Genomic DNA, 21,223 nt, shown 5'->3' with positions numbered 1-21,223 from the left:
TAATTACGCAACAAAGCCATGTAACCCTCCCAGTTTTAATGACGGAGAGTTTTACGCTGCCAGAAAGGCGGGATAGAAGTTATCCAAGAGCATTAAAAAGAAGGCCCAGTCGGTATGCGACTAGGCCTTCAAAAAGGAGGTAAATGCTTCCTAACTTACAAACATTACGCATTTCGGCGCTTCATTTAAACGTCTATCACCTAAACATCACCAACATGGTGCTTAAGTAAAGAATTGAACTTAGGTAGATTAAAATATAGCTAAATCATATAAAAGTGGATTATATTAGCACCTAAAATGTGCATCCTCCGTGAATATTCTACATAAGTAATTTTAACAAATCAGTCTATCAAAATGTCCACACCATTTTTTTTGAAGAGAGATTCAAACAACAACTTACTAATATAGTATTTATTCTCACTTGAAATATATAAATACTCAATATGATCATTCTCAGATAATGATGATACAGGTTCAGCAATTATTTCACTATAGTCTTCTAAAGCTTCATCAACACACCCTCTTGAAGGTGATATCATTGAAGGCTCTAAAGAAACTTGTAAATTGCTCAACAATTTATCAAAACAAACATTTCTAACAAATATCCTTTTATTAAGATATTGATTTATGTATAAATCCGGTTCTACTTCAACAATTCGGTTAGAGCAGTTGTCGTGTTTATCTAAATCTTTAAGCTCTATAAATTCTCTCATGACAACATCCACTCCATAGTCCATTTACTTGCAGATATAACCTTGCCTGATTGCAAATCCCCACCATTAAGAACGTTATTAATAAAGCTTTTATGAAACAAGTATGTCATTGAATCTTCAGATGGTTTAAATATAATCCTTTTTTCTATAGGTATTGATGAGAGAATTTCAAAGTCTAATTTATCCCCATCAATTATATCTATTACGTTACCGCAGTGAATATATATATAATCTGAGCCATTTACAGAGGCAGGAACGGCTGAGCATTTATAAAGATAAATTGATTTTAATTTTCTGTAAAAATCAACACTTAATAATATATCATTTGAAACGTAGACGTCAAATATAGGCTTAATTTTTTCTGTAGATATAAAATCAAAGCATTTAAAAACAACTGGGGTGAATGAAGCTACAGTTCCATTTGAAAGAATATCAAAGTCACGTTCATCGTCATAACTTACGATGTAATTTACATTTTTATAATTCTCACTGACAATGAAATAATCATCTGAAATTTTATGTGTCATACTCTAAGCCCTTACCAAAGTTCTCTAATTCAAAAACAGTTTTTAGTCTATTGTTATGTTTCATACTATCTATAAGGGGAGATAAGTTATAGCCATGATACCTTTCTACGCAAGACTTTGACTCATCTTTCTTTTTCTCGATATTATCTGTGATCTCTCTACATCCAGGACCATTCTCCCTGTAATCTTTGCCAAATTTGTGAAGAAGCAAGTTAAAACTACTAATCCATTCCAATTTTATGCATGATAGATAATCTACATTAACTAGTACTTCTTGACTCTCAGATTCAGTATCACCAGGGCAAGTCCCTTTTCTACGAAGTAGTTTCAACATATGTAAAATCATCTTGGTAGTAAACATATGATACGACATTCCCATTTGCATATCTGGAATCGCTTCTCCATTATGATTACCATAATGAATCGGTACTTCTAACTCACATGCCATCTGCGATAACGTGGGTAGCGCCACGATGTTTTTACAGTGATTAGTATCATACTTAGCAGCCTCCAACATAGTCCCATATTTAGTCTTGGATGCAGCTTTGACTCCTGAAACAGAAAGAATGTGATGACCGGTAACGGAAACTTTTTCGGAGGCCTCAACATACCAAGGGTGAGCCGAAGGATATTTGTTTGGTTCACTGATTTTGTTAGCTGAACGCCAACAACTTCTTCTCTCAAAGTCGTGCCTTTTACCTGTTTTCACTGTTTTCTTTAAACTTCCTTTATTATTTCCAGAGTAAAGTTTAATTCTTTCGATTTCCATTAGTGGAGTCATTTTTTATTTCCTTTTCGACCCTAGCCTAGCCTTACATGGATGTTTTTTGCTTTTTTTATTTTTCCTACATATTTTGCAAACATACTCAGCCTTGTCATTCTCTTCATTTGTTTTGCTAGCATTTTTACCAGACTGTGCGGTCTCACCAGAGCCATGCTTTACCTTCGCCGGATATGCTCTCTCACTCTTACCCAAAATTCGCGCAAACAATTGGTCAAATTCACCCATCGCTTGTTTTAGTTTATCCGGCACCATTTTATCGATGATTTTCACTTCATCGGCCAACTTTAAGAAGTATTCTGCTAATTCGTCTGCGCCCATGCGATTGGCGTAAGAAGCAAGCTCACTTGCTACTTCGATACAGGGCTTTAAAACATCCGACACAATGTTGCTCGCCTGCTTGGCGTAATCAACCCAATCTAATGTGCGTAAGAACTTTTCTGGATCGCCTTTACCCATACCACGAAGTACCGCGAGTAAAGTGTCTTTCGATGTGCCCTTACCACCTTTCAAAGCAACTTTACATGTACCTTTAACTGCACTACCAAACGTTGGGATACAACCAATCAAAGTCAGAGACAATGCCAACCAATTTTCTGGCTTCTCTCGCTCTTCTTCACTTAATAATGTCATGATATTGGCTGAGAGATCTCGCACATCCGCTGCTTGGTCAACTACGGGGAGCATGGTCAGCGCTGTGTTGGCTATGATTTGCTCTACCGATGCGTCATCATTGAAGTCACCTAAAATTACCCCCCAGATCCAGCTAGCTGCCCCTGACATTCTCTTCCAAGAGTTTTCCCAGAAACCAACTTCACCTCGCTTTGCTTCTTCAATAATTAATTGGGCATTCGCATTTGGATTGAAATTAGGGTTGGTTTTAGTGGGGATGTTTGGCATGAACTCACGGCTGTCTTCACCATAATCAATGTTAAACTCTCCCGGGGCAACGCCACCTACTGAAGCTTTGCCTACATTATCTAATGTGCCTTCAAAGGCAGCGCCGGTTTGATCGACCAGTTTATATGTCGCCCCTTGAACAGGCTCCCCATCTGAGTATGAAAGAAACAGATCAACCGTATACGTCCCTTCTTGCTCTTCGGTTACTGAAACCGAAGGGTTTTGCGCGCCGCCCAAACACATGGTGTTGGCTTTGTTCATCGTCATTTGATCGGACAAGCGACATACGCCGGCACCTTCAAATTTAACGGTAGGAGACGCCGATATGAATTCTGCCTCGGCTTCAATGGTGCCAGATGAGACACCCTTTTTATCACCACCGGCATCGCCAGTACTGGCACTGAATTTACTGCCTTTAATAGCAATGCTGTTACCACCATCCATAGAAACGGTAGTGGTGCCGCCTGCTAAATCAGCGGACTTTGCATTATTGCCATAGGGAATAGGTACAACAGAGTTGCCAACTGTTGTTAAACAAACATCAGGAAGCGTTGCGTTCGCTTCTCCTCCCGAGCCTTGATGAACTACGCTGAGTCCATTCGCACAAACTGTTACGCCCATAGTAAGTCCAATTAAATTCCAATGAATGCATGATAAAAGAGATCGCAGGGTGCAATCTCTCTAAGTACGTAGTGAAAATGAAAGTAGAGCCTGTTAATTCGAGCCTAATTTTAAAAATGGACAGCAGATCTCATAATTAATTCTAATGCTACTGATATACATCTAGAAGTTGCTGAAATTTCAGGTCAATAACCAAGTAGGTCGCGACATACATAACGCCAAAAATGGCAGTACTAACCCCAAGAATTAACTTCGGTGAAACAACACGTTTTAGCGGCTTTTTTAAGTACTTCGCCTTTAAATTAACTAACGTTACTTTTTCTTGTTCAGCTAAACGCTCGTCTCTAACTAAACGATAAATCGTATTTCCTATCTCTGAAAGCTTTTCGTTACCACGGTCTTCTCGACCATATTTTCCTTTGAACCCAAGTTGAAGTAATAGATAAAGGAATTCGATGACGTGTCTATATTTTCGTGGGTCAGCTTTCAAACGCTCTAAAATAGTGAAGAATTTGTCGCCACCAGATGTTTCGTTATGGAACTCTGACAATAAGCTATTGGTACTCCAATGGCTGTTCGCCCCCCACTCTTGGCGACATACAGATTCATCGATTGCAGCACATAAGCAATAGCGTATAACCAGAATAGATGCCCTATCCAATTCCATTTCGTTAAGCTTTCGCTCACCTTTGCGAATCTCTCGAGCAACTTGTTCTCTGAAAGGGCCAGGGTCGTCCAGCCAAGGAATTGAAGACATACATGAAAGACTGGCGATCAACCAGGTAAACTGATCAACCAATGGGTTAACCCCCATGCTTTCTACATTTAGGTCTCTTACCGCAATATTCCTAGATAAATCAGGTGCAGGCATCACCTCCATTGGTTTGCCTGGTTCTGGTTGGAATAGTACTACGGTGATATCGTTTTCGACGTAACTCATAAACGTACAGCCCAAAGTTGTAGTGATAAGTTCGCGAAGTCACCAGCAATATGGACAGCGATGGCCGCTGCGTTATTCAAGGTACTCCATTCATCGCTCGTTTTATCCAATTCAAAATAGGTATAACCTGCATGGTAAGGTAACGCTCGAGGCACAACTGGCATTGGTTTCATTTCTATGCCAGGTAGTTGTAAGTTGATCAAATCACGAATGTTGTCAATCGAACCAATCTTAGTTTGACTTACAAACTGTGTATGTAAAATATCGAGTGGTACGTCTGCTTTAACCGCAAGAATAAACGTTGTAGATTCGACAATCTTACTGTCTGGGATTGCTGCCGTTCGAATTCCGTAGCTTTGCTCTCTTAGTGTTAAAGGTATTGCCCGTTGCTCTGACATCACGCTTAGCGTCATTTTTGCGCTATCAAGCGTGCGAGATAAACAATCAGTCAATTGGCGGTGGTTGTATTTTGTAAACTCTTGCGGTCTACGAGAGGCTGAGCACAACGTAGAGAGTTCACCTTCAGCTTGTAACAGGGTTCGATAAAACGACTCTGGATGAACACCCTCTACACTAGCAAAATGCCAGAATAACGGCTCATAACGATTTAAGGCTTGTAACAACATAAAATCAGCAACAGATGATACCCCCTGTTGGTCAACCACACCTAAACGCTGAACAATCGATTCTGCTCTGTGTTTTAGCATTGAAGCGAATTCTGTCGCGAACTTACTCAAAACTGTAGAAGCGTGTATATCGATGCATGTCGGGATATAGTTCTCATCCAGAATAATGCTTCCATCTGGCTTGACTTCCGAAATTTTTAAAATAGGAATGGATGTATATGCACTCTTATCCTCGTGATCGTACATCAAGAAGAAGTTAAGCTTACCCACGACAATACTTGCCATGTCTTCTGATTCATAACAGGCATCCACGGCCTCTTGGCTTTCCATTTTATAGCGGGCACCATCACTACTTTCACCAAAAAGTTCAGAGCGCTCGGATGGCAATGGGCAGCACAGGTACACCACTTTATCAGCTATAGATGGGTCAACATCTCTTACTTCGGGAAGTTCGGCAAGAAGCGGCAAATCAAATGGTGTGCGATCTTGTAATATGCCTTCTGCTCGCGTGATCCCGATTTTGCCTAACGCCAATAGTTCGGTGTTTATCTCGATTTTTTTCACTCCCCAATGTAAAGGAGAGCTGTTAGAGCTAAGCATGTTAGATAATTTGCTTTGAGACCTATCTAGCTGTTGGAAGTGCTGAGGCTTCATGAACATACCATCTTGCCAAACCACTGGGTTATATAAAGACATTCGTCAATTCCTTAAAAATACGTCTGTTCAATACCGCGGGTATTGTTCGAAGATAATTCGCTACCCTCTACTTTTAACCTTAAGAAGTACTCACTTTTCTCTTCGATCACTTCGACCTTACGCCAAGATGAACCATTAATATTTCTAAATGCGACAGAAAAACCTAGTGCTCTAGTTTTTGGGTCTAGCTCCAACAGCTCATGCAGCTTATCACCGGGCTGAAGCTGATATTCGTACCGTTTGATGTACTCGTCCCCCAAGGAGGCCTTATCATTTTCAAATAGAGCAAAGAAGTCCAAACTACGGAACATAACGGGAGACGTTAATTCGTGAATTCTCAAGATGACTGGCGATGATTGTCCTTGTTCGCGTATATTGAGGTGTTCTGACGCTTCAATAACTAGTTCAATCGAAGAGGTTTCCGGCGTTATTCCAGAAGATTCTTTGAACTGTTCCCACATTGAACAACCTGATAAAAGGAACAAGATAATAGGAGCTATTAGTTTATGCATGATTCGTTTTTGCAACCTTATTGTATCGTTCTTTAATCAACGCTTTGAATGTCGATTCATGGAGTTGACGAGTATTCTGGTCATAATGTTCCCCGTACTTTTGCCATAACTTCGATTTACTTAGAAAACGGGTTTCTTGGCTTAATACATCTTCGAATTTTTTGGGGTCGTTCGCTTTTAACTGATCGAACACAAGGTCGTTGAGTGTTTTTAAATACAAAGCGTCATGTTCATCAAGCTCATCCAAAATCTGTTCAATGAGCTCATTTGGAGCTAACAGATTTTGATTGTTTAGCGTTAACATTAACGTGGTTAGGCTAAGCTCATTCTTAGTAAACGAGTTTTCGTCTGTAAGTTCTTCAACACCCTGTAAGTTTTTGTACAGATTATCGATACACAATCGTAAACACGCGCCCATTTGCTTAAAAAATAGAGCGTCATGATTTGAATCAGTTTCTATATCTGCACCGAGGCCTTCGAAGAATGCATGTGTTACGTTCTCAGATGATGATTCACTCAGGGCGACATTATTCTGAGATCTACTTTCGCTTTCCGCACACAGTTCTTGAGTCTCAACATGTGGGACAAACTCTTGTGTCACCTCTTCCCATTTGTGGCTTTGTATATTCGCAGAACTTCGGGCACTAACAACAGATTGCACCGGAATTGACGTATGCTTAGAAACAGAAGAACGTTCAATAACGTCTTCAGGTTTGCCGTTTAAATCTTTATCATGAATAGGTTGTACGTAACCCGGTATTTCTTCCTCGTTATCAAGATTATGTGCATGAAGAGTCGTCGGGGCCTCTTCTTCTAATCCCATCCAATCTTCAGGAATCAAATTAGGTAGGTCAAACTCCGAGTGAATACTCAAACTGTCATCAACAACTTGCCTTTGAGGTTCGATCGACGTGCTCGCAAGGTTTTTATCATTACTTTCATCCCTAACAAGATAATCGTCGTCTCTTTGCATCGAAAACTTTAAGTGCTCAACGGGGTCATGACTGTCTACGTCGTCAGGTTTTGTTTCCATAAAAAGGTCTTCAAGTGCGCCAGGTTCAACGTCCTCTTCAACAACTGACTTTTCCAAATTCATTAGTGGATCGGTTGAATCTCTTTCTGGGGCGATTTCAGAGGCAATATCGTATGATGTTGTGACCAATTCTAACGATATACTAACTTCATACTGGCCAAGGGATATCTTATCACCATCACACAATGAGACTGGTTGATTCTTTAGGATCTTATTACCATTCACCAACGTGCCATTTGTACTGACATCACTAATGTAATAGGTATCTCCATATATACTCAATAAACAATGCGTACCAGATATAAATCGGTTGTGATCCGTTAATGTTACGGTACAGCCTGCTTCTCGTCCTAAAGAGCCTCCTTCTTCAGGCACCTCTATATTCTTAGCACCAACGTACTCTTCTGGGCACTTCGAGATCACCAAAATCAGTTGATTTATTCTCATGAATTACCTTTAAAACAGAAGAGAAACACTAAACTCAACGCCACCCAAACCCTCGTTATAAAAAGGTAAGATGTATGAAGCTTGAGGAACTATTTGCAAGTGCGCGTCAGGGTTACTACCCAATTTAATTACGCTACCTAGAGTGACAACGGCTCCGGCTTCAAATTGGTCGATGTCCTCAAGTTGTGCTCCATATCTAAAGCCTTGGTCATCGACTTTCCAGCGGTTAGAGTATTGTGAATAACCCAAAGATAAACCAGCGCCAATATAAGGCGTAAATATTGACCAACTTCCTAATGCGAATTGGGGAACAATGCGAAATTCGTAGTTAGTCACCTCGTTGTAAACACCATTACTTGGGGCTTCGATGTCTTCGGATAAATAATTTAACCCTAACCACCAGCGCCACCTGTTGTTACTTTCATCAATGGGACGAGTATGGACTAAGCCATATCGCAATGTATCGACTTGTCCAGTCGTTCCTTCTTTGTATTCGATACTATCAATGCTCAGCATATTAACTGAAGCACCATATCTTTCGCCCTTTGCGATCACGATAGATGAAAAAAGGCACATTGTGGATATTAGACCGATTTGACTTAGCTTTCGCATGCTTCCCTCTGAGTTCGTCCATATATTAATTAGATGCGCAAGATAGCAAGTATTATTTCTTTTACAAGACAGAGAACACGTTGCAAGCTAATTTCGACATTATAACTAGTAAAAGAAACGATATATCTATTAGAAAATGCATTAAGAAATCAACCAATAAAATGGCACTTTAAAATTAGAACTGTCAATAATAGAAAAGTTAAGCGTTAAGAAAAAGTAACTTTATGGGTAATTGGGTAATTGGGTAATTGGGTAATTGGGTAATTTTCGATCGCAAATTTAGAAGCAAACATACATAAATTTATCTAAATAGCGTAGAGTCGGCACTTCGATTTCGAGTTAGGCATCCGCTAACAATCAAGATAATGATTAAACGCATCAACCCTGCTCAATTAGCAACCATAAACATCATTAACAATACGCGTACGACATCACAAAAATAACCACAAAAAGACAACCTGGATCATTGAAATGACAAAACATGAGCAATTTTGAAGGTGTAACACCATTTTAATTATGTGACACACGTCACATCAAGGCTATATTCATAAGATTTCAAACCTTTTCACATTCAAATTATTAATTTTAACTATAGAATCATTAAAAATTATAATCACATTATCAATCATGCGGGCTAGTTTTATTGGTTTCGCTGTTTTTAGATTTCATTGTATATACAGTTGGATATTAAGATCATGCTCTCGTCAGATTTTACAAGACGCCCCATTGATGAAAAAAAACCCTACGGAACCAATCCTAACGGGTTAGATGAATTCACAGAGATAAAGCGCCAAATTAATAACATAAACAAGGTCACAGGCAGAGTTTCTTGGAAAAAAATTCAGACTTTGTCGAAAGAAATACTGTCCAAAAACAGTAAAGATTTCCGTTGTAGCTGTTATTTTACTGTTGCAGCTACGCACAACGAAGGCTTAAAAGGTTTAGTTGAAGGGCTTAACTCTATCTTAGATTTGTGTGTCATTTATTGGTTCACCGCATATCCAGAGGTGACAAAATCAAATGCAAGGATCGGAGCGATTGATTGGATGGTCGAACACACAGATAAACGAATTAAGTCCATAAAAACAAGTTCCGACGACATTCTATTGATCGAAACATGCCACCGCTTATGTTTGAGAATAGAAGAAGAGCTCAGACTACATTACGGTATAAAAGCACCTTCACTAGGGGGAATTCGTCGAACCTTAAAGCACTGGGTTGATGAGCATAAAGAGAACGAAGCAAAACTCTTTGAAGCAGAAAACACAAAAAAACTCCGCGTTTCGGAAGAACATAAAAAGGCAATACCAGTAGTTCAGCCATCAACCATTAAAATCGATGTGTCTAACAACAAACCTAAGAATGCAGCTGAAGTCGATGGAAAATCGACCTCGAGTTATTTAGTCATCTATCTTCTCGTTGGGTTTCTAATTTTGGCTTTATCCTCTCATTTCATTTATAAACAATATCAACGAAAAGAGTTGGCTAGACAAATCGTTACGTCTGATATCCCACAACTGAATGAAATAGTACATTCACTAAAGTATGAATATGCTTCGATTTCTGATGATGTAAGACCTAGTGTCGTCAATCAATTAGATGAATTAATGAAAGATTGGGGTACCGATCCAATTAAAGTGTACGAGATCGATACTCTAAATCAATTGACTATTGATTTAACTAAGCTTTACCCAGACTCATCATCCGTCTTACGTTTACGTAACGAATTCACTAATGAGCAACAAAAGTTAAACGCAGATTACATAAAACTTCATCGACGCTTCTCAAACGCGAGAACTGTGTTTGCAAATGCAATTAGAGGAAGTGAAAGTCAGAAAACAGCCCAAGCTTACGAATACAGCAACTCCCTTTTCCCGTTGATTGGCCGTATTGAATATGCAGAAAAAGAAAAACAACAAAAAGAGCTGCAGAAATCTCTTCAAATACTCAACGTCTATTTACACAAAATTAAAAACTTGGAGTCTGAGCTTAAAGCTATTAAACCGTAACATTAAGAAAACATCTTACGGCCAGATCATACAACAAACTTAAAACAACGAAATAGAAATAGGCTTATGTTAAAACACAAACTAATGAGAAACCCTGTTGTTATATCAACGGTGGTTTTTCTCTTTCTTGCAGCTACAATCGCTGCTACTTATATCCTTTGGCTAGATATAACAGACAAGTTTTATCTTTGGGTTGCTTTAGGCGCTGTCACACTTATCTATTCGTTGTTTCAGGTGACACTGTGGCTTAAGAAAAAAAACAACACTAAAGCCTTAAAACTTGAAACAGAGGAAGAAGCTCTAGCTATGGTAATGCGCCCTCTTCTTTGTCGTTCAAACAAAAAGCCAATATATTTGATGATTGGCAATAAACACGCGGGTCGAACTCAGTTCCTACTTAACTCTAGTGCGATCAAACCGATGGATCAAACTCGTACCGCAAAGAATGATTTTTTCGAATGGTATGAGTCTGACTCGGCTGTATATATCAAACCAGCTCAACGACTGTTATTTCAAGAAGTATCAAGTAATGACAGCGCTTTATGGAATGCGTTTGTAGATGAAGTCATTACACATAAACCAAGAAAGCCATTTTCTGGTTGTCTATTCTTTATTGATTTTGAATTTCTAATTATCTCTGAATCGGAACAAATAGATTACACATTAACAGCTCTTAACCATCGATTAGAATCAGTAAGTGACAAAACATCATCAGCAATCCCTCTTTATCTAATGATGTCTAAGCTCGATAAACTAGAAGGTTTTAAGGAGTACATTCACTTTAGCTCCCTAAAAACATCGGTCGAGTTTCTATCAATCCCATTGAAGGAAGCTAAAGGAGTATTCGTTGAATACTATCACGACAGTTTTCGAAATTTAGTCAAAGTGATGGAGAGTAATGCACTGGATTCATCTTCCCACTCTCACGACGTAAATGAAAAGCAAGCTATATTAGCTTTCCCTAAACAGTTTGAGTTATGTCAAACTGAGATCGCATCAGTAATAGAGCGACTTTCAGAACTGAATACTGGGTCCTATTCACTTGATATCCGCGAAGTGTTTTTTATATCGAATATCCAAGGTGGTAGAAAATACAACCTATTGGCAAAGAGCTGTAGTAACTACTTCAATTTGCCGATCATTGCTTCAGAACATACACAGTTGACTGAAACGCCCTATTTCACTCGCTTCTTGATGGACTCTCAAATCCTCCCAGAATCGGACTTTGCAGGCGAAAACAAAACTTATCTTAGAATGATCCAGCGACAAAGTCGCTTTGCTGTTGCTGTTTCTATCATTTTGCTTGCGAGTGGCGCTTACCTCTTTTCAACGACTTTGAATAGCAATTTAAGAGTGATTAGCCAACTCATTGGGATTGACGACTCACAATCTCTAATTCAAAGAGATAAATCTTTTGATAACTCACTTGAAAATGCAATCCAAATCATACAACCATCTTATCAAGCATGGCTTAGTGGATCTCATGCATTAGATAGTGAACTTTTAAACCTAAACGTTAGCCGTCTCGATGAAAGCACAAAAATCGCTTACAACGCCCTGATCACGCAAATTAGAACGCACCTAATGCCAGCAATTGAACAGGGATATCGTTTACAGCTAACACATAACCAAGACAATGTTAACAATGCGCTGCCTTTGCTCAAAGGCTACTTAATGTTAAATGACCCAAGCAAGCGAGAGACAAAATTTCTACGTCAACAAACAATGTCAACACTAGAAAAGCTAAGCACTCAACCTGAAACGATTGCTAGCGTAATGAAGTATTTAGACGCCTATCTCCGCACGAATTTTGAGCCGGTATCAATAAACATGAATATTGTTCGCGCGACAAGACGATCGTTGCTTTCTCATTCAAACGTAGATTTGGTTTATGCTAGCTTATTACAACAAGCTGGTGATATCGATTTAGGCACTTTGAACCTACAACGAGCGGTTGGTTTTGACTTCAACAATGTTTTCAACGATAACTTAGATCCTGCACGGTTAGAGATCGATAAAGTTTATACGTCAACAGGTTTCAGTACTTTTTATCGCCCTCGCGTCGATTTAATGTCTCAACAGGTTATCACTGATAATTGGGTTCTTGGCCTATCAAACCACATGATTCCTACTGACAAAGAGCAAGAAAGCTTCAAGAGACTAGTAAGGAAGAAATATACCGATGATTACATTAGTTATTGGCGAAATGCTTTGAGCGAGTTAAAAGTAAAACGTTACAACAATGTAGGGGAATTGACTAACGCTATTGATCTAATTTCCGGGCCATCTTCCCCAATGACAACCATTTTAAAACAAGTTTATACAAACACACAATTTTCACCTATAGGCCAACAAAGCATTTTGATGGCCAAGGTTAACCCAAAACTTGCCGGAGCGGTAAAAGCGGCTCCGGATCTCGTTGAAGAAATGGTACAACCCGATTACTTATTAATGAAAAGGGTTGAACAGGCATTTCATATCCTGAATCAGCTGCAGATCAATGAAACTCCAAACTCTCCCACTCCATGGGATGAGACGATAACCGCGCTGAGTCGAGTTCGAACTTATATGAAGGATATTGCTGACGCACCAGATCCTCAAATGGCCGCGCTGTCAGCAGCGCAACATAGAATGGGGAGTACTGAGGCAGATCCTATTATTCGTTTAAAACAGATCGCTCAAAAATCTCCTGAGCCAGTAAGAAGTTGGCTTTTAGACGTAGTTAACCAGAGCTGGTCCGTGATGATTTCTGAATCATCAAAAGGAATACAAACTCTTTGGTATAGTGAAATATATAGCAAGTTCAAAGAGTTAGGATTAGGAAAATATCCTTTCGATTTAAGTGCAACTGAAGAAATTTCAATCGATGACTTTGAACTTTTATTTGCACCAGGAGGGTTACTAGATGCATTCATCGTCAAAAACTTCGCACCTTTTTACGACACAAACCTATGGACACCAAAACAAGTAGAAGGTGAAACGATGCCGCTCTCACCTGAGTTACTCGTTCAGCTTAGAAATTATAATGTAATTAGAGATACGCTAATCAATAAAAGCACAAACCGACTGTATCTTCCTTTTAGCGCAAAAGTACTTGACCTGGACTCTAGTGCAATCAGAGCAAGCTTGAAGATAGCAGACTCAAATATCAATTATTACCATGGCCCTAGCAGAATTCGAGAACTCGAATGGCCTCCTCAAAATGGAGACTTCAATATAAGCATCACAATACAAGACGTAACAGACGAGGGGAAACAACACGTACTGAGTAAAAATGGTCAATGGGCTATCTATAGACTATTTGGAGATTCTACGTTGACAAATACCCACAACGGCAGCTTCGTGAGTGATATAAAAGTATCAGGCAGAGACCTAAGCTTACGAATTACCCCTTTAACTCAGAGAAATCCGTTTACGTTGGCGGAGCTATATAACTTCACTCTACCTGAAGCTATATAATACAAATACAAATACAAATACAAATACAAATACAATAATTATTCGGCAAAGGCAGAACACATGATGTCAAACATTAGTTTACAAGGCTTAGACAAACTAGATCGCAAAATTCTTTCGAATCTACTCTCAAATGGACGCGAATCGATTGCTAATTTATCTCGAAATATAGGCTTATCACGCACAGCTGTCGCTGAGCGTATCAACAGACTTGAAAAAACAGGTATTATCAAGGGATATACGGCGCAAGTCAGAGTAGAAAACGACGGAAGAAAGGCAGCGAGTTACCTCCTAATTTCTTGCGAGAAAGGTAAAAAAAATGATGTCAGTGATGCACTAAAAGAATTACCTGAAGTTAGGCTGACCAGTATCGTTGGCGGTACATATGACATTATATCTTTGATTGAAGCCCCCGACTTACAATCAATACACCATTTATGCAACGAGATAGAGTCTTTTCATGGTATCCGCTCTCTTAATACCACCGTTGTCTTACACCAACCAATTAGTCGTTAAAACAAAGCCGCTCTTATGAGCGGCTTTTTCATACGCCTCCAATAACCCTAATTTTCGCATCTTTTTCACTCGCTTGACCTAACCATAACGTCTGGCCAAGGCTAGCTCCTTGGCCAAGCTGATTCTTGGGGATCGAACCTATATCAACAGTAAGCCTTAGATCCCAAGACATTGGGTCGCGAAGAATGAAGCGCATCAAACCAACTAGGGTGGTATGAAGCTCTCCACCATAGGAAAACTTACGGTACGTATCAAAGTCAACATTGTCGATACAGAGGTTAAATTTCCCGTTTAGGTCTGGGATACTCTTACCTAAATGTAGGTTTGAACCCAAAGTACAATTAGTTCTATTCAATTGATTTCTTTGACATTCTGCAATATTCACTCTCCGGAATACCCACTCTTCAATTCGTACACTTGGTAATGAAAAGTAATGCGCCACAATACCGGAAATTAGTTTAGGCGATCGTGTTCTAGTAGACAGTTGATTAACGTAAGACAAAATCTTTGCACGATCGAGTCCTATCGCTTCTGACTCTTGAATAACATTAGACAAGCCAGCTAGGTGTAACATTCGTCCAGAGAACTTGTCCGCTGCACCACTTTGATACTGAACATGATAACGATACTTTTTCCAAACACGATAAATTAAGCTGGTATATCGATTATGGAAGAAATCAAAAAAATCTTTGACCGGATTATCATCAATATCTCTACCAACTAACTTTTCGGTGTAATTAGCTGGTAAAGGAGAACTAGAGCCGTGCAAGCCCAAAAAATTAGTTTCGATTCTAGAATATTGCTTACCCGATCTTTCCATGTGACAGATAAATTCCATGTCACTTTTAGGGAAACATAGATTTGGTGAAACGCTGAACGCAACCCTCTCTTGACGAAAGTACTTATTTTCACCAACAGCTACAAATTCACCGTCCGGCAAAAGTTGATAATGCTTCTCCAATAACAGAACAGCTTGAAAGAAGCTAAATTCATTGGTCTTCTCTGCTAATACATCAATCATAAGATCGTTTGTTGCCCAGTTAAGCTCGCCCAATGATAGCTTTCTCCACGTTGTTCATCGTAAACTTCTAACTCTGTAAATGAGTTAACGCTTGAATATAGTCGTATGAACTCGTTCAGTACATTCGCCATCAAAAACATGTCGCCTTCATTTACAAAAAAGCTAGAGTTCATCATTAACTTTAGTTGATTACCTCGTACTGATACCCCTCTAAACACTCTATCGATAGGTTTCATTTCTGATGAGATAATACCATCAAGCCTATGTAATGAAGCTCTGTGTGCCTGCCTATCTACTCTAGAGTGAAAGTCGTATGTCGAGAGTAAAACTTTAAGTACGTCGATATTAGATAGCGATAAATAATTGAGAGACATATTTGCAATTAGTTGCCATTGGAGCTCTCCGTTGACTTGAGGACTAACAGATTGTGTAGGTTTAGTAATGTTGCTAAAAGTAGCGTAAGTTGGTGATTTATGTGTTGTATATATGACATCACCAACAGACAATCTTTCAGAAAGATCCGAATTGCTACACTGTAACTTCATCAGCACTGTTTCAGAACCTAGATCTGCGATATCACCATTGTGGGTATGGAAAGAGATAAAACGTTCAAGCCCTCTCCCACTCACTCGCTCAGATACTTTAGACTTGTAAAAATCACGCTTATCTCTCTGGTTGATTTGATGCTCAAAAGACTCAAATTCGATAAGAGGTTTTCGGCGCCTTTCATTTTTACTCCAGCTTTCTACTTGGTCTATTGAGTAAACTTCGTAATGATCTTGATTACTACTTTGTGGCCTTACTTTGTATTCATTGCGACGGTGCTCGAGCCTGATCGGGTCCCCATCTTTTTCGAACAGGTTGACGGCTGGAGTGCAATGTAGCCTTAAGTGCTTATCTTTCAGGACGACTTCAGCTGGTAATGCTCTCTTAAAATGAAACTTCAGATTTACAGTACTCTTTTGTGGGACCCCTTTTAACCACTCAAGGCCGGTGACATCAAAGAACATAAATTTCTCAGGTAATGAAAAGTATTCTTGTAACAATCGATAACCGGCAAATGAGTTTTCGCTATAAGGCAATATTGCCTCATCGTCTTGGTAACCAACCGGCTTGACAAACTCAGGTCCTAGTTTACGTTTATAGGCACCGCCAACATCCAGCTCAACATAATCTAAGTATCTAAATATCCACAAAAATAGAATTCTAGTTATATGAATCTCACCATGTAAATGAAACCTCAGTTTATCTAATCCAATACGTGATAGTTCTAAGCCATGTTCAGTAGCCAGTGTTACATCAACCGAAGAGCTTGTTCTGCTGTTACTTTGTTCGATACTTGTTATTTGAAGCGGGAAGAGCTCTACGTCATAACAGGTTCTAAATAAGCACTGCGTTCCTTCAACTTGTTCGCTAGCCATCTCAGCCCCGCGCCTCACTACCGTTTTTTCCGTAACACTTCCTAAATGTGGCGTTAACTCACTAATGCACAACGACGGAATAGAACGCATATAATGTGGCCACAATAGCGTCATCAATGATTGGGTCAACTCTGGAAGTTCGTCGTCGATTTTTTCTCTGATGCGGCCAGTAAGGAACGCAAAACCTTCAAGAAGACGCTCGACATCAGGATCGAATGTCCCTTCGGACAGAAAGTTGGTCAGTTTGGGATTGTATTTGGCAAACTCACTGCCGGATTCTCGTAGATATGTGAGTTCATCTTGAAAGTATTTACTGTTACTCAAGGGACACCTACTAAACGTTAAATTGGCCGTCAGTTCCCATATAGACGTCAATGGACATCGGAACTTTCCCACCGTTATGTAAGACTTCTCCGCAAATGCCAAAGCCTAATTGAAGAGGGTTATCGTGATTTTCTCTATAATGAACTTCTACATTTCGTAGCCGAGGTTCGAAGCTTTCAATAGTGGAAGTGATGTTCTTTTGAATATGGCGAACTAAGTTAGTATTGCTCGAAAGAACATCGTTGAAATCAGGTAAGCCATATTCCCCATCGATCATTGCATTTCCCGAATGAGTATTAAGTAGATCGGCAAGGTGTAGATGAATGGATTCAATCAAATGTTTATGTGAGACTACTTTCTCATAACAGTTTTTAGGTTCACCTAGTTCAATTCGTTCTAGTAATCGGTAACCTTTTTCCATATATAACTCTAATAAAAAAGCAGCCAAGAAATCTGGCCGCTTATTAATTTCTAAAACCTATTATTGGTCTAGTTTACCAACCAAAGATAAGTCAAAGCTTGCACCCATGTACTTGAAATGCGGGCGAACAGACATTGATACTTTGTACCAACCTGGGTCACCCTCAACATCAGACACTTCAACTTTAGCCGCTCGCAATGGTCGACGACCACGAACTTCTGCTGGCGGGTTTTCTTGATCAGATACGTATTGACGGATCCATTTATTTAGCTCGACTTCAAGGTCTGTACGCTCTTTCCAAGACCCTATTTGCTCACGCTGAAGTACCTTGATGTAATGGGCTAAGCGGTTGATAATGAACATGTAAGGTAACTGAGTACCCAACTTGTAATTCATCTCAGCTTGCTTACCTTCAGGCGTATTCGCAAACACTTTTGGCTTCTGTACTGAGTTTGCCGAGAAGAACGCTGCATTGTCAGAACCTTTGCGCATTGTTAACGCCATAAAGCCTTCTTCTGCAAGTTCGTACTCACGACGGTCAGAAACCAATATTTCAGTTGGGATCTTAGTTTCGATCTGGCCCATCGCTTCAAAGTTGTATACCGGAAGATCGTTAACCGCACCGCCGCTTTGAGGTCCAATAATATTTGGACACCAACGGTATTTTGCAAACGACTCACTGATCTTTGAAGCCATCGCGTAAGCTGAGTTACCCCAAAGGTAGTTATCGTGGCTATCCGTAACCATTTCATCGTAATCAAACGCCTTAATTGGGTTATCTTCAACTGAATATGGAGTACGAAGCATAAAGCGTGATGTACACAGGCCTACATAACGTGCGTCTTCGTGTTCGCGGAATCCACGCCACTTAGTATATTGAGGACCTTCAAATACCGATTTCAAATCTTTTAAATTTGGTAATTCTTCATAAGAATCCAAACCAAAGAATTGAGAAGAAGCCGAAGTAATAAATGGTGCATGAGACATAGCTCCTACATTACCCATATATTCCATCAACTTAATATCAGGTGAAGAAGCAGACAATTGGTAGTCACAAATAACAGCGCCTACAGGCTTACCGCCAAATTGACCATACTCACGAGTATAGATCTGCTTGTATAAACCGGATTTAACTACTTCAGGGGCATCTTCAAAATCGTCCAGAACTTCGTCTTTCTTAGCCGAAATAAGTTCGATTTGAATGTTCTCACGGAAGTCCGTGTGATCAACAAGATATTTGAGCCCGCGCCATGTTGATTCAATAGCTTGAATTTCTTCATTGTGTAGAATTGCATCAACCTGCTTAGATAATTTCTGGTCAATCTCAGAGATCATCAAATCAACCAGCGATTGGTCTACTTTTTCTACTGTTGAGCTGCTTAACAACTCACCAATAAATGCTTCAACGCCACGCTTTGCAACGTCAAAACCTTCGTCGCTAGGCTTGAGGCGAGTCTCATTTAGAATGCTATCCAGAAGTGAGCCTGATTCAACTAGAGCTGCTTCTTGTTCTGGTGCTTGTACTTCTGCCGACATGGTATTCCCTACTCTGCTTTTTCGCCTTGGTCTGCACCAATGCTAAGTTCATCCAAAAGTTTCTTTCTTGCTTCTTCATCTTGAAGAACAGCTGCTATCTTCTTACGGAAAGCAGGTACATTTCCTAGAGGGCCTTTTAATGCAACCAAGGCTTCACGAAGCTCTAATAAGCCATTTAATTCTGGAACTTTCTTCGCAATAGACTCAGGAGTAAAGTCCTTCATATTTTTAAATGTAATATCAACGCCAATTTGCGCGCCTTCTTCGTCAGAAAGTCGATTGTCAACGTTTGCTTTGATATTCGGCGCATAGCCTTCTAATACTTCGTTAAAGTTGTCTTTATCGATATTAATAGGATTACGCTCTTCGATCGGTGTTTCATCTGCACGGGCAGTAAAATCACCGACGACCATCATACTTAGAGGCAGTTCAACATCTTCAGACGCATCGCCTGTCGCTGGAACATAACGTATATTAATTCGCTCTTTCGGAGCCACCGAGCCATCACGTGACATAATTAGTCCTTTTCTAATTTATTGCTGGTCATAAATTGTTCCCCATTCGCTATATATCTTTGGTAGAAAATCTTTATTTCGATACAGTTCCCTAAGAGTTTTTTGAATTAAATGCTCTAAGGTGAAAAACAAATGAGGTTCCCAAATTGATAGATTTAATTCTTTGCTGACTTCCCAACTTTTTTCCAAGTAAGGCAAGCACAACGGATACAAACCAACATTTTGGTAGGCTTTTACTAACTTCAAATGCAACATAAACTGCCCACGACCGGAGTTATCCAACTTGAGTTTTTCAGACAGTTCAGCGACATACATACCCAAATCTTCTAGGGCAATATCCTCCATCTCTGATAAATCATCTTCAGAAACAACAATACTTTGAACAATTGAAGAGTTATCCGAAGACGAACCATTACCTGTAGATAACCAAGCAATGGTTGCTTCATCTGCAAATGGAATAGAATTTTTAAAAGATAGGCTTTCAATTCCATTAAAAGAATCGATAAACCTCCTTGTTTCTTGTTTAACGGCCGTTGCAGCTTCGTCATACCCAAGATTACTCAACATTGAATAAACAAAATAATGTCCAGTCAGCCAAAAGGGCGCATCGGTCAGAGTTCGTTCGAGACGCTTAATTGTGTCAATATCACTTTCTTGATGTGCTTTGTCTCGATACTCAACTTGCTGATCTAATGAAACCGCTAAACTCAGCTGAGTAACGTTTTCTTGGTGGTCTGGTAGACCGTCAACGTCGAACCACGTGAGATGACGATAAATCCGATATCCTAATGGTTCTGTCGGATTAGAATGCATCATCATTTCTGCAACTTTTTTTAACGTACGCTTTGATGCTGTCGGAGACGAAAAATCCGTTTCAACGTCAACGAAGTTAAGTTCACTGGGCGAGATCCGTGCTTTATTTGACAAAGCTTGAGTCAAAGAAGAATCTAAAGGTGGTTGAACGTCGACATCTTTCACTTTCTCGGACTTTTCACTCGCTTCGGTCAACAGACCTGTAACGACAGCCCTGTCTTGTCCTAATACCTCTTCGCTTGAAGCTGCGTTCTGCATCAACTGATTTAGCTGAGTTTTTATTTCAAAAAAGTCCGCATCAGAATCTTGAAATATTTGGTCAAATTGGCGCTGAATACTTTCGACTAATGTCACACAACGTGAAAGTGCTTCCCAACTCAAAGATTGGGTAGACAATTTAGTCGAAACAAGTTTAATTTGATGGTTCAACCATTCAACGGCACCATCTCTACCTCGCTTACGTTTTGGATATAACTCGCCCCCAAAATGGCTTATTGATTCGTTAAGCAAAGATAAACCTTCGTCTAGCCCAGCGACTCCGTTCTCTTCAACCAAAGCTCGAATCAAATAGCAAAGCGCTTTAAGATCCTTACTATGTTGACTTAGTACCTCAATTGAATGGACCTTTACTATATGCCAGTCAACAGTCTCACCAAACAATGAACCAAATTTTTTAACTTCAGTTTCCATCATTTCGTAGCAAAACTCATACCTAGCGTCCTCACCCGTTGGAGAGGCTCCTGGTATTGGTGCTAATAACGTTTCTGTATCGATCAAACTCAA

18 protein-coding genes are annotated in these 21,223 nt (G+C 39.6%); 3 read left to right on the top strand and 15 right to left on the bottom strand.

Going from position 1 to position 21,223, the window contains the following annotated elements; translation table 11 throughout:
* Positions 1-341 precede the first annotated feature (341 nt).
* From AB4180_RS20295 to AB4180_RS20255, 9 genes are all read right to left on the bottom strand, one after another.
* Positions 342-725, bottom strand: coding sequence for a hypothetical protein (locus tag AB4180_RS20295; protein WP_241820703.1), 384 nt, complete (start codon positions 723-725; stop codon positions 342-344).
* A complete protein-coding gene (locus tag AB4180_RS20290; protein ID WP_012600844.1) occupies positions 710-1,240 on the bottom strand; it encodes a hypothetical protein in 531 nt (176 codons plus the stop codon). Before AB4180_RS20290 ends, AB4180_RS20295 begins: the two co-directional genes overlap by 16 nt.
* Positions 1,230-2,021 carry an AHH domain-containing protein gene (locus AB4180_RS20285; RefSeq protein ID WP_012600845.1) on the bottom strand — a complete coding sequence of 264 codons (792 nt, stop codon included), beginning with the start codon at positions 2,019-2,021 and terminating at the stop codon, positions 1,230-1,232. The genes AB4180_RS20290 and AB4180_RS20285 overlap by 11 nt, the downstream gene beginning before the upstream one ends.
* A gap of 3 nt (positions 2,022-2,024) precedes the next feature.
* Positions 2,025-3,542: a PAAR-like domain-containing protein gene (locus AB4180_RS20280; protein ID WP_012600846.1), complete on the bottom strand. Its 1,518-nt coding sequence runs from the start codon at positions 3,540-3,542 to the stop codon at positions 2,025-2,027.
* A gap of 148 nt (positions 3,543-3,690) precedes the next feature.
* A complete protein-coding gene (gene icmH / locus AB4180_RS20275) occupies positions 3,691-4,482 on the bottom strand; it encodes a type IVB secretion system protein IcmH/DotU (protein WP_029223836.1) in 792 nt (263 codons plus the stop codon).
* Positions 4,479-5,804, bottom strand: coding sequence for a type VI secretion system baseplate subunit TssK (gene tssK, locus AB4180_RS20270; RefSeq protein WP_012600848.1), 1,326 nt, complete (start codon positions 5,802-5,804; stop codon positions 4,479-4,481). The genes icmH and tssK overlap by 4 nt, the downstream gene beginning before the upstream one ends.
* Positions 5,805-5,815: 11 nt before the next feature.
* Positions 5,816-6,316 (bottom strand): type VI secretion system lipoprotein TssJ, encoded by a 501-nt coding sequence (gene tssJ, locus AB4180_RS20265; protein WP_029223835.1) that lies wholly within the window; start codon positions 6,314-6,316, stop codon positions 5,816-5,818.
* Positions 6,309-7,796 carry an FHA domain-containing protein gene (locus tag AB4180_RS20260; RefSeq protein ID WP_012600850.1) on the bottom strand — a complete coding sequence of 496 codons (1,488 nt, stop codon included), beginning with the start codon at positions 7,794-7,796 and terminating at the stop codon, positions 6,309-6,311. Before AB4180_RS20260 ends, tssJ begins: the two co-directional genes overlap by 8 nt.
* A 9-nt stretch (positions 7,797-7,805) precedes the next feature.
* The gene (locus tag AB4180_RS20255) at positions 7,806-8,408 is read right to left on the bottom strand and encodes a hypothetical protein (RefSeq protein ID WP_017097135.1); all 603 of its coding nucleotides are present in this window, start codon (positions 8,406-8,408) and stop codon (positions 7,806-7,808) included.
* 695 nt (positions 8,409-9,103) lie between these two features.
* Between AB4180_RS20255 and AB4180_RS20250 the strand changes: the two genes are divergently transcribed.
* The 3 genes from AB4180_RS20250 (at position 9,104) to AB4180_RS20240 (ending at position 14,389) form a co-directional block, all read left to right on the top strand.
* Complete coding sequence (locus AB4180_RS20250; RefSeq protein WP_012600852.1) at positions 9,104-10,417, top strand: type VI secretion system ImpA family N-terminal domain-containing protein; 1,314 nt, start codon at positions 9,104-9,106, stop codon at positions 10,415-10,417.
* A 66-nt stretch (positions 10,418-10,483) separates the two neighbouring features.
* Positions 10,484-13,876: a type VI secretion system membrane subunit TssM gene (tssM, locus tag AB4180_RS20245; RefSeq protein ID WP_102250332.1), complete on the top strand. Its 3,393-nt coding sequence runs from the start codon at positions 10,484-10,486 to the stop codon at positions 13,874-13,876.
* Positions 13,877-13,936: 60 nt separating this feature from the next.
* The gene (locus AB4180_RS20240) at positions 13,937-14,389 is read left to right on the top strand and encodes an Lrp/AsnC family transcriptional regulator (protein WP_017097132.1); all 453 of its coding nucleotides are present in this window, start codon (positions 13,937-13,939) and stop codon (positions 14,387-14,389) included.
* 28 nt (positions 14,390-14,417) lie between these two features.
* Here the strand turns inward: AB4180_RS20240 and tssG are convergent, their stop codons facing one another.
* Genes tssG through tssA form a run of 6 tightly spaced genes read right to left on the bottom strand, consistent with a single transcriptional unit; the run spans position 14,418 to position 21,223 of the window.
* Positions 14,418-15,410, bottom strand: coding sequence for a type VI secretion system baseplate subunit TssG (gene tssG, locus AB4180_RS20235; protein ID WP_041473125.1), 993 nt, complete (start codon positions 15,408-15,410; stop codon positions 14,418-14,420).
* Positions 15,407-17,155: a type VI secretion system baseplate subunit TssF gene (gene tssF / locus AB4180_RS20230; RefSeq protein WP_029223833.1), complete on the bottom strand. Its 1,749-nt coding sequence runs from the start codon at positions 17,153-17,155 to the stop codon at positions 15,407-15,409. Before tssF ends, tssG begins: the two co-directional genes overlap by 4 nt.
* A gap of 10 nt (positions 17,156-17,165) precedes the next feature.
* Complete coding sequence (tssE, locus tag AB4180_RS20225) at positions 17,166-17,576, bottom strand: type VI secretion system baseplate subunit TssE (protein WP_029223832.1); 411 nt, start codon at positions 17,574-17,576, stop codon at positions 17,166-17,168.
* 60 nt (positions 17,577-17,636) lie between these two features.
* Positions 17,637-19,112 carry a type VI secretion system contractile sheath large subunit gene (gene tssC / locus AB4180_RS20220; RefSeq protein ID WP_017097130.1) on the bottom strand — a complete coding sequence of 492 codons (1,476 nt, stop codon included), beginning with the start codon at positions 19,110-19,112 and terminating at the stop codon, positions 17,637-17,639.
* A gap of 8 nt (positions 19,113-19,120) precedes the next feature.
* Complete coding sequence (gene tssB / locus AB4180_RS20215; protein WP_012600859.1) at positions 19,121-19,627, bottom strand: type VI secretion system contractile sheath small subunit; 507 nt, start codon at positions 19,625-19,627, stop codon at positions 19,121-19,123.
* Between the two features lie 18 nt (positions 19,628-19,645).
* Positions 19,646-21,223: a type VI secretion system protein TssA gene (gene tssA / locus AB4180_RS20210; RefSeq protein ID WP_102250331.1), complete on the bottom strand. Its 1,578-nt coding sequence runs from the start codon at positions 21,221-21,223 to the stop codon at positions 19,646-19,648.

It is taken from the genome of Vibrio sp. 10N.286.49.C3 (assembly GCF_041469545.1).
Lineage (GTDB): Bacteria > Pseudomonadota > Gammaproteobacteria > Enterobacterales > Vibrionaceae > Vibrio > Vibrio tasmaniensis_A.
The sequence above is the reverse complement of the archived record's forward strand: the minus strand, read 5'-3'. Positions and strand labels throughout refer to the sequence as shown.

Bases quoted from the DNA above. Each gene is read 5' to 3' on its own strand.
- AB4180_RS20290 (WP_012600844.1), bottom strand. From the start codon at position 1,240: ATGACACATAAAATTTCAGATGATTATTTCATTGTCAGTGAGAATTAT.
- AB4180_RS20285 (WP_012600845.1), bottom strand. From the start codon at position 2,021: ATGACTCCACTAATGGAAATCGAAAGAATTAAACTTTACTCTGGAAAT.
- AB4180_RS20280 (WP_012600846.1), bottom strand. From the start codon at position 3,542: ATGGGCGTAACAGTTTGTGCGAATGGACTCAGCGTAGTTCATCAAGGC.
- icmH (WP_029223836.1), bottom strand. From the start codon at position 4,482: ATGAGTTACGTCGAAAACGATATCACCGTAGTACTATTCCAACCAGAA.
- tssK (WP_012600848.1), bottom strand. From the start codon at position 5,804: ATGTCTTTATATAACCCAGTGGTTTGGCAAGATGGTATGTTCATGAAG.
- tssJ (WP_029223835.1), bottom strand. From the start codon at position 6,316: ATGCATAAACTAATAGCTCCTATTATCTTGTTCCTTTTATCAGGTTGT.
- AB4180_RS20260 (WP_012600850.1), bottom strand. From the start codon at position 7,796: ATGAGAATAAATCAACTGATTTTGGTGATCTCGAAGTGCCCAGAAGAG.
- AB4180_RS20255 (WP_017097135.1), bottom strand. From the start codon at position 8,408: ATGCGAAAGCTAAGTCAAATCGGTCTAATATCCACAATGTGCCTTTTT.
- AB4180_RS20250 (WP_012600852.1), top strand. From the start codon at position 9,104: ATGCTCTCGTCAGATTTTACAAGACGCCCCATTGATGAAAAAAAACCC.
- tssM (WP_102250332.1), top strand. From the start codon at position 10,484: ATGTTAAAACACAAACTAATGAGAAACCCTGTTGTTATATCAACGGTG.
- AB4180_RS20240 (WP_017097132.1), top strand. From the start codon at position 13,937: ATGATGTCAAACATTAGTTTACAAGGCTTAGACAAACTAGATCGCAAA.
- tssG (WP_041473125.1), bottom strand. From the start codon at position 15,410: ATGATTGATGTATTAGCAGAGAAGACCAATGAATTTAGCTTCTTTCAA.
- tssE (WP_029223832.1), bottom strand. From the start codon at position 17,576: ATGGAAAAAGGTTACCGATTACTAGAACGAATTGAACTAGGTGAACCT.
- tssC (WP_017097130.1), bottom strand. From the start codon at position 19,112: ATGTCGGCAGAAGTACAAGCACCAGAACAAGAAGCAGCTCTAGTTGAA.
- tssB (WP_012600859.1), bottom strand. From the start codon at position 19,627: ATGTCACGTGATGGCTCGGTGGCTCCGAAAGAGCGAATTAATATACGT.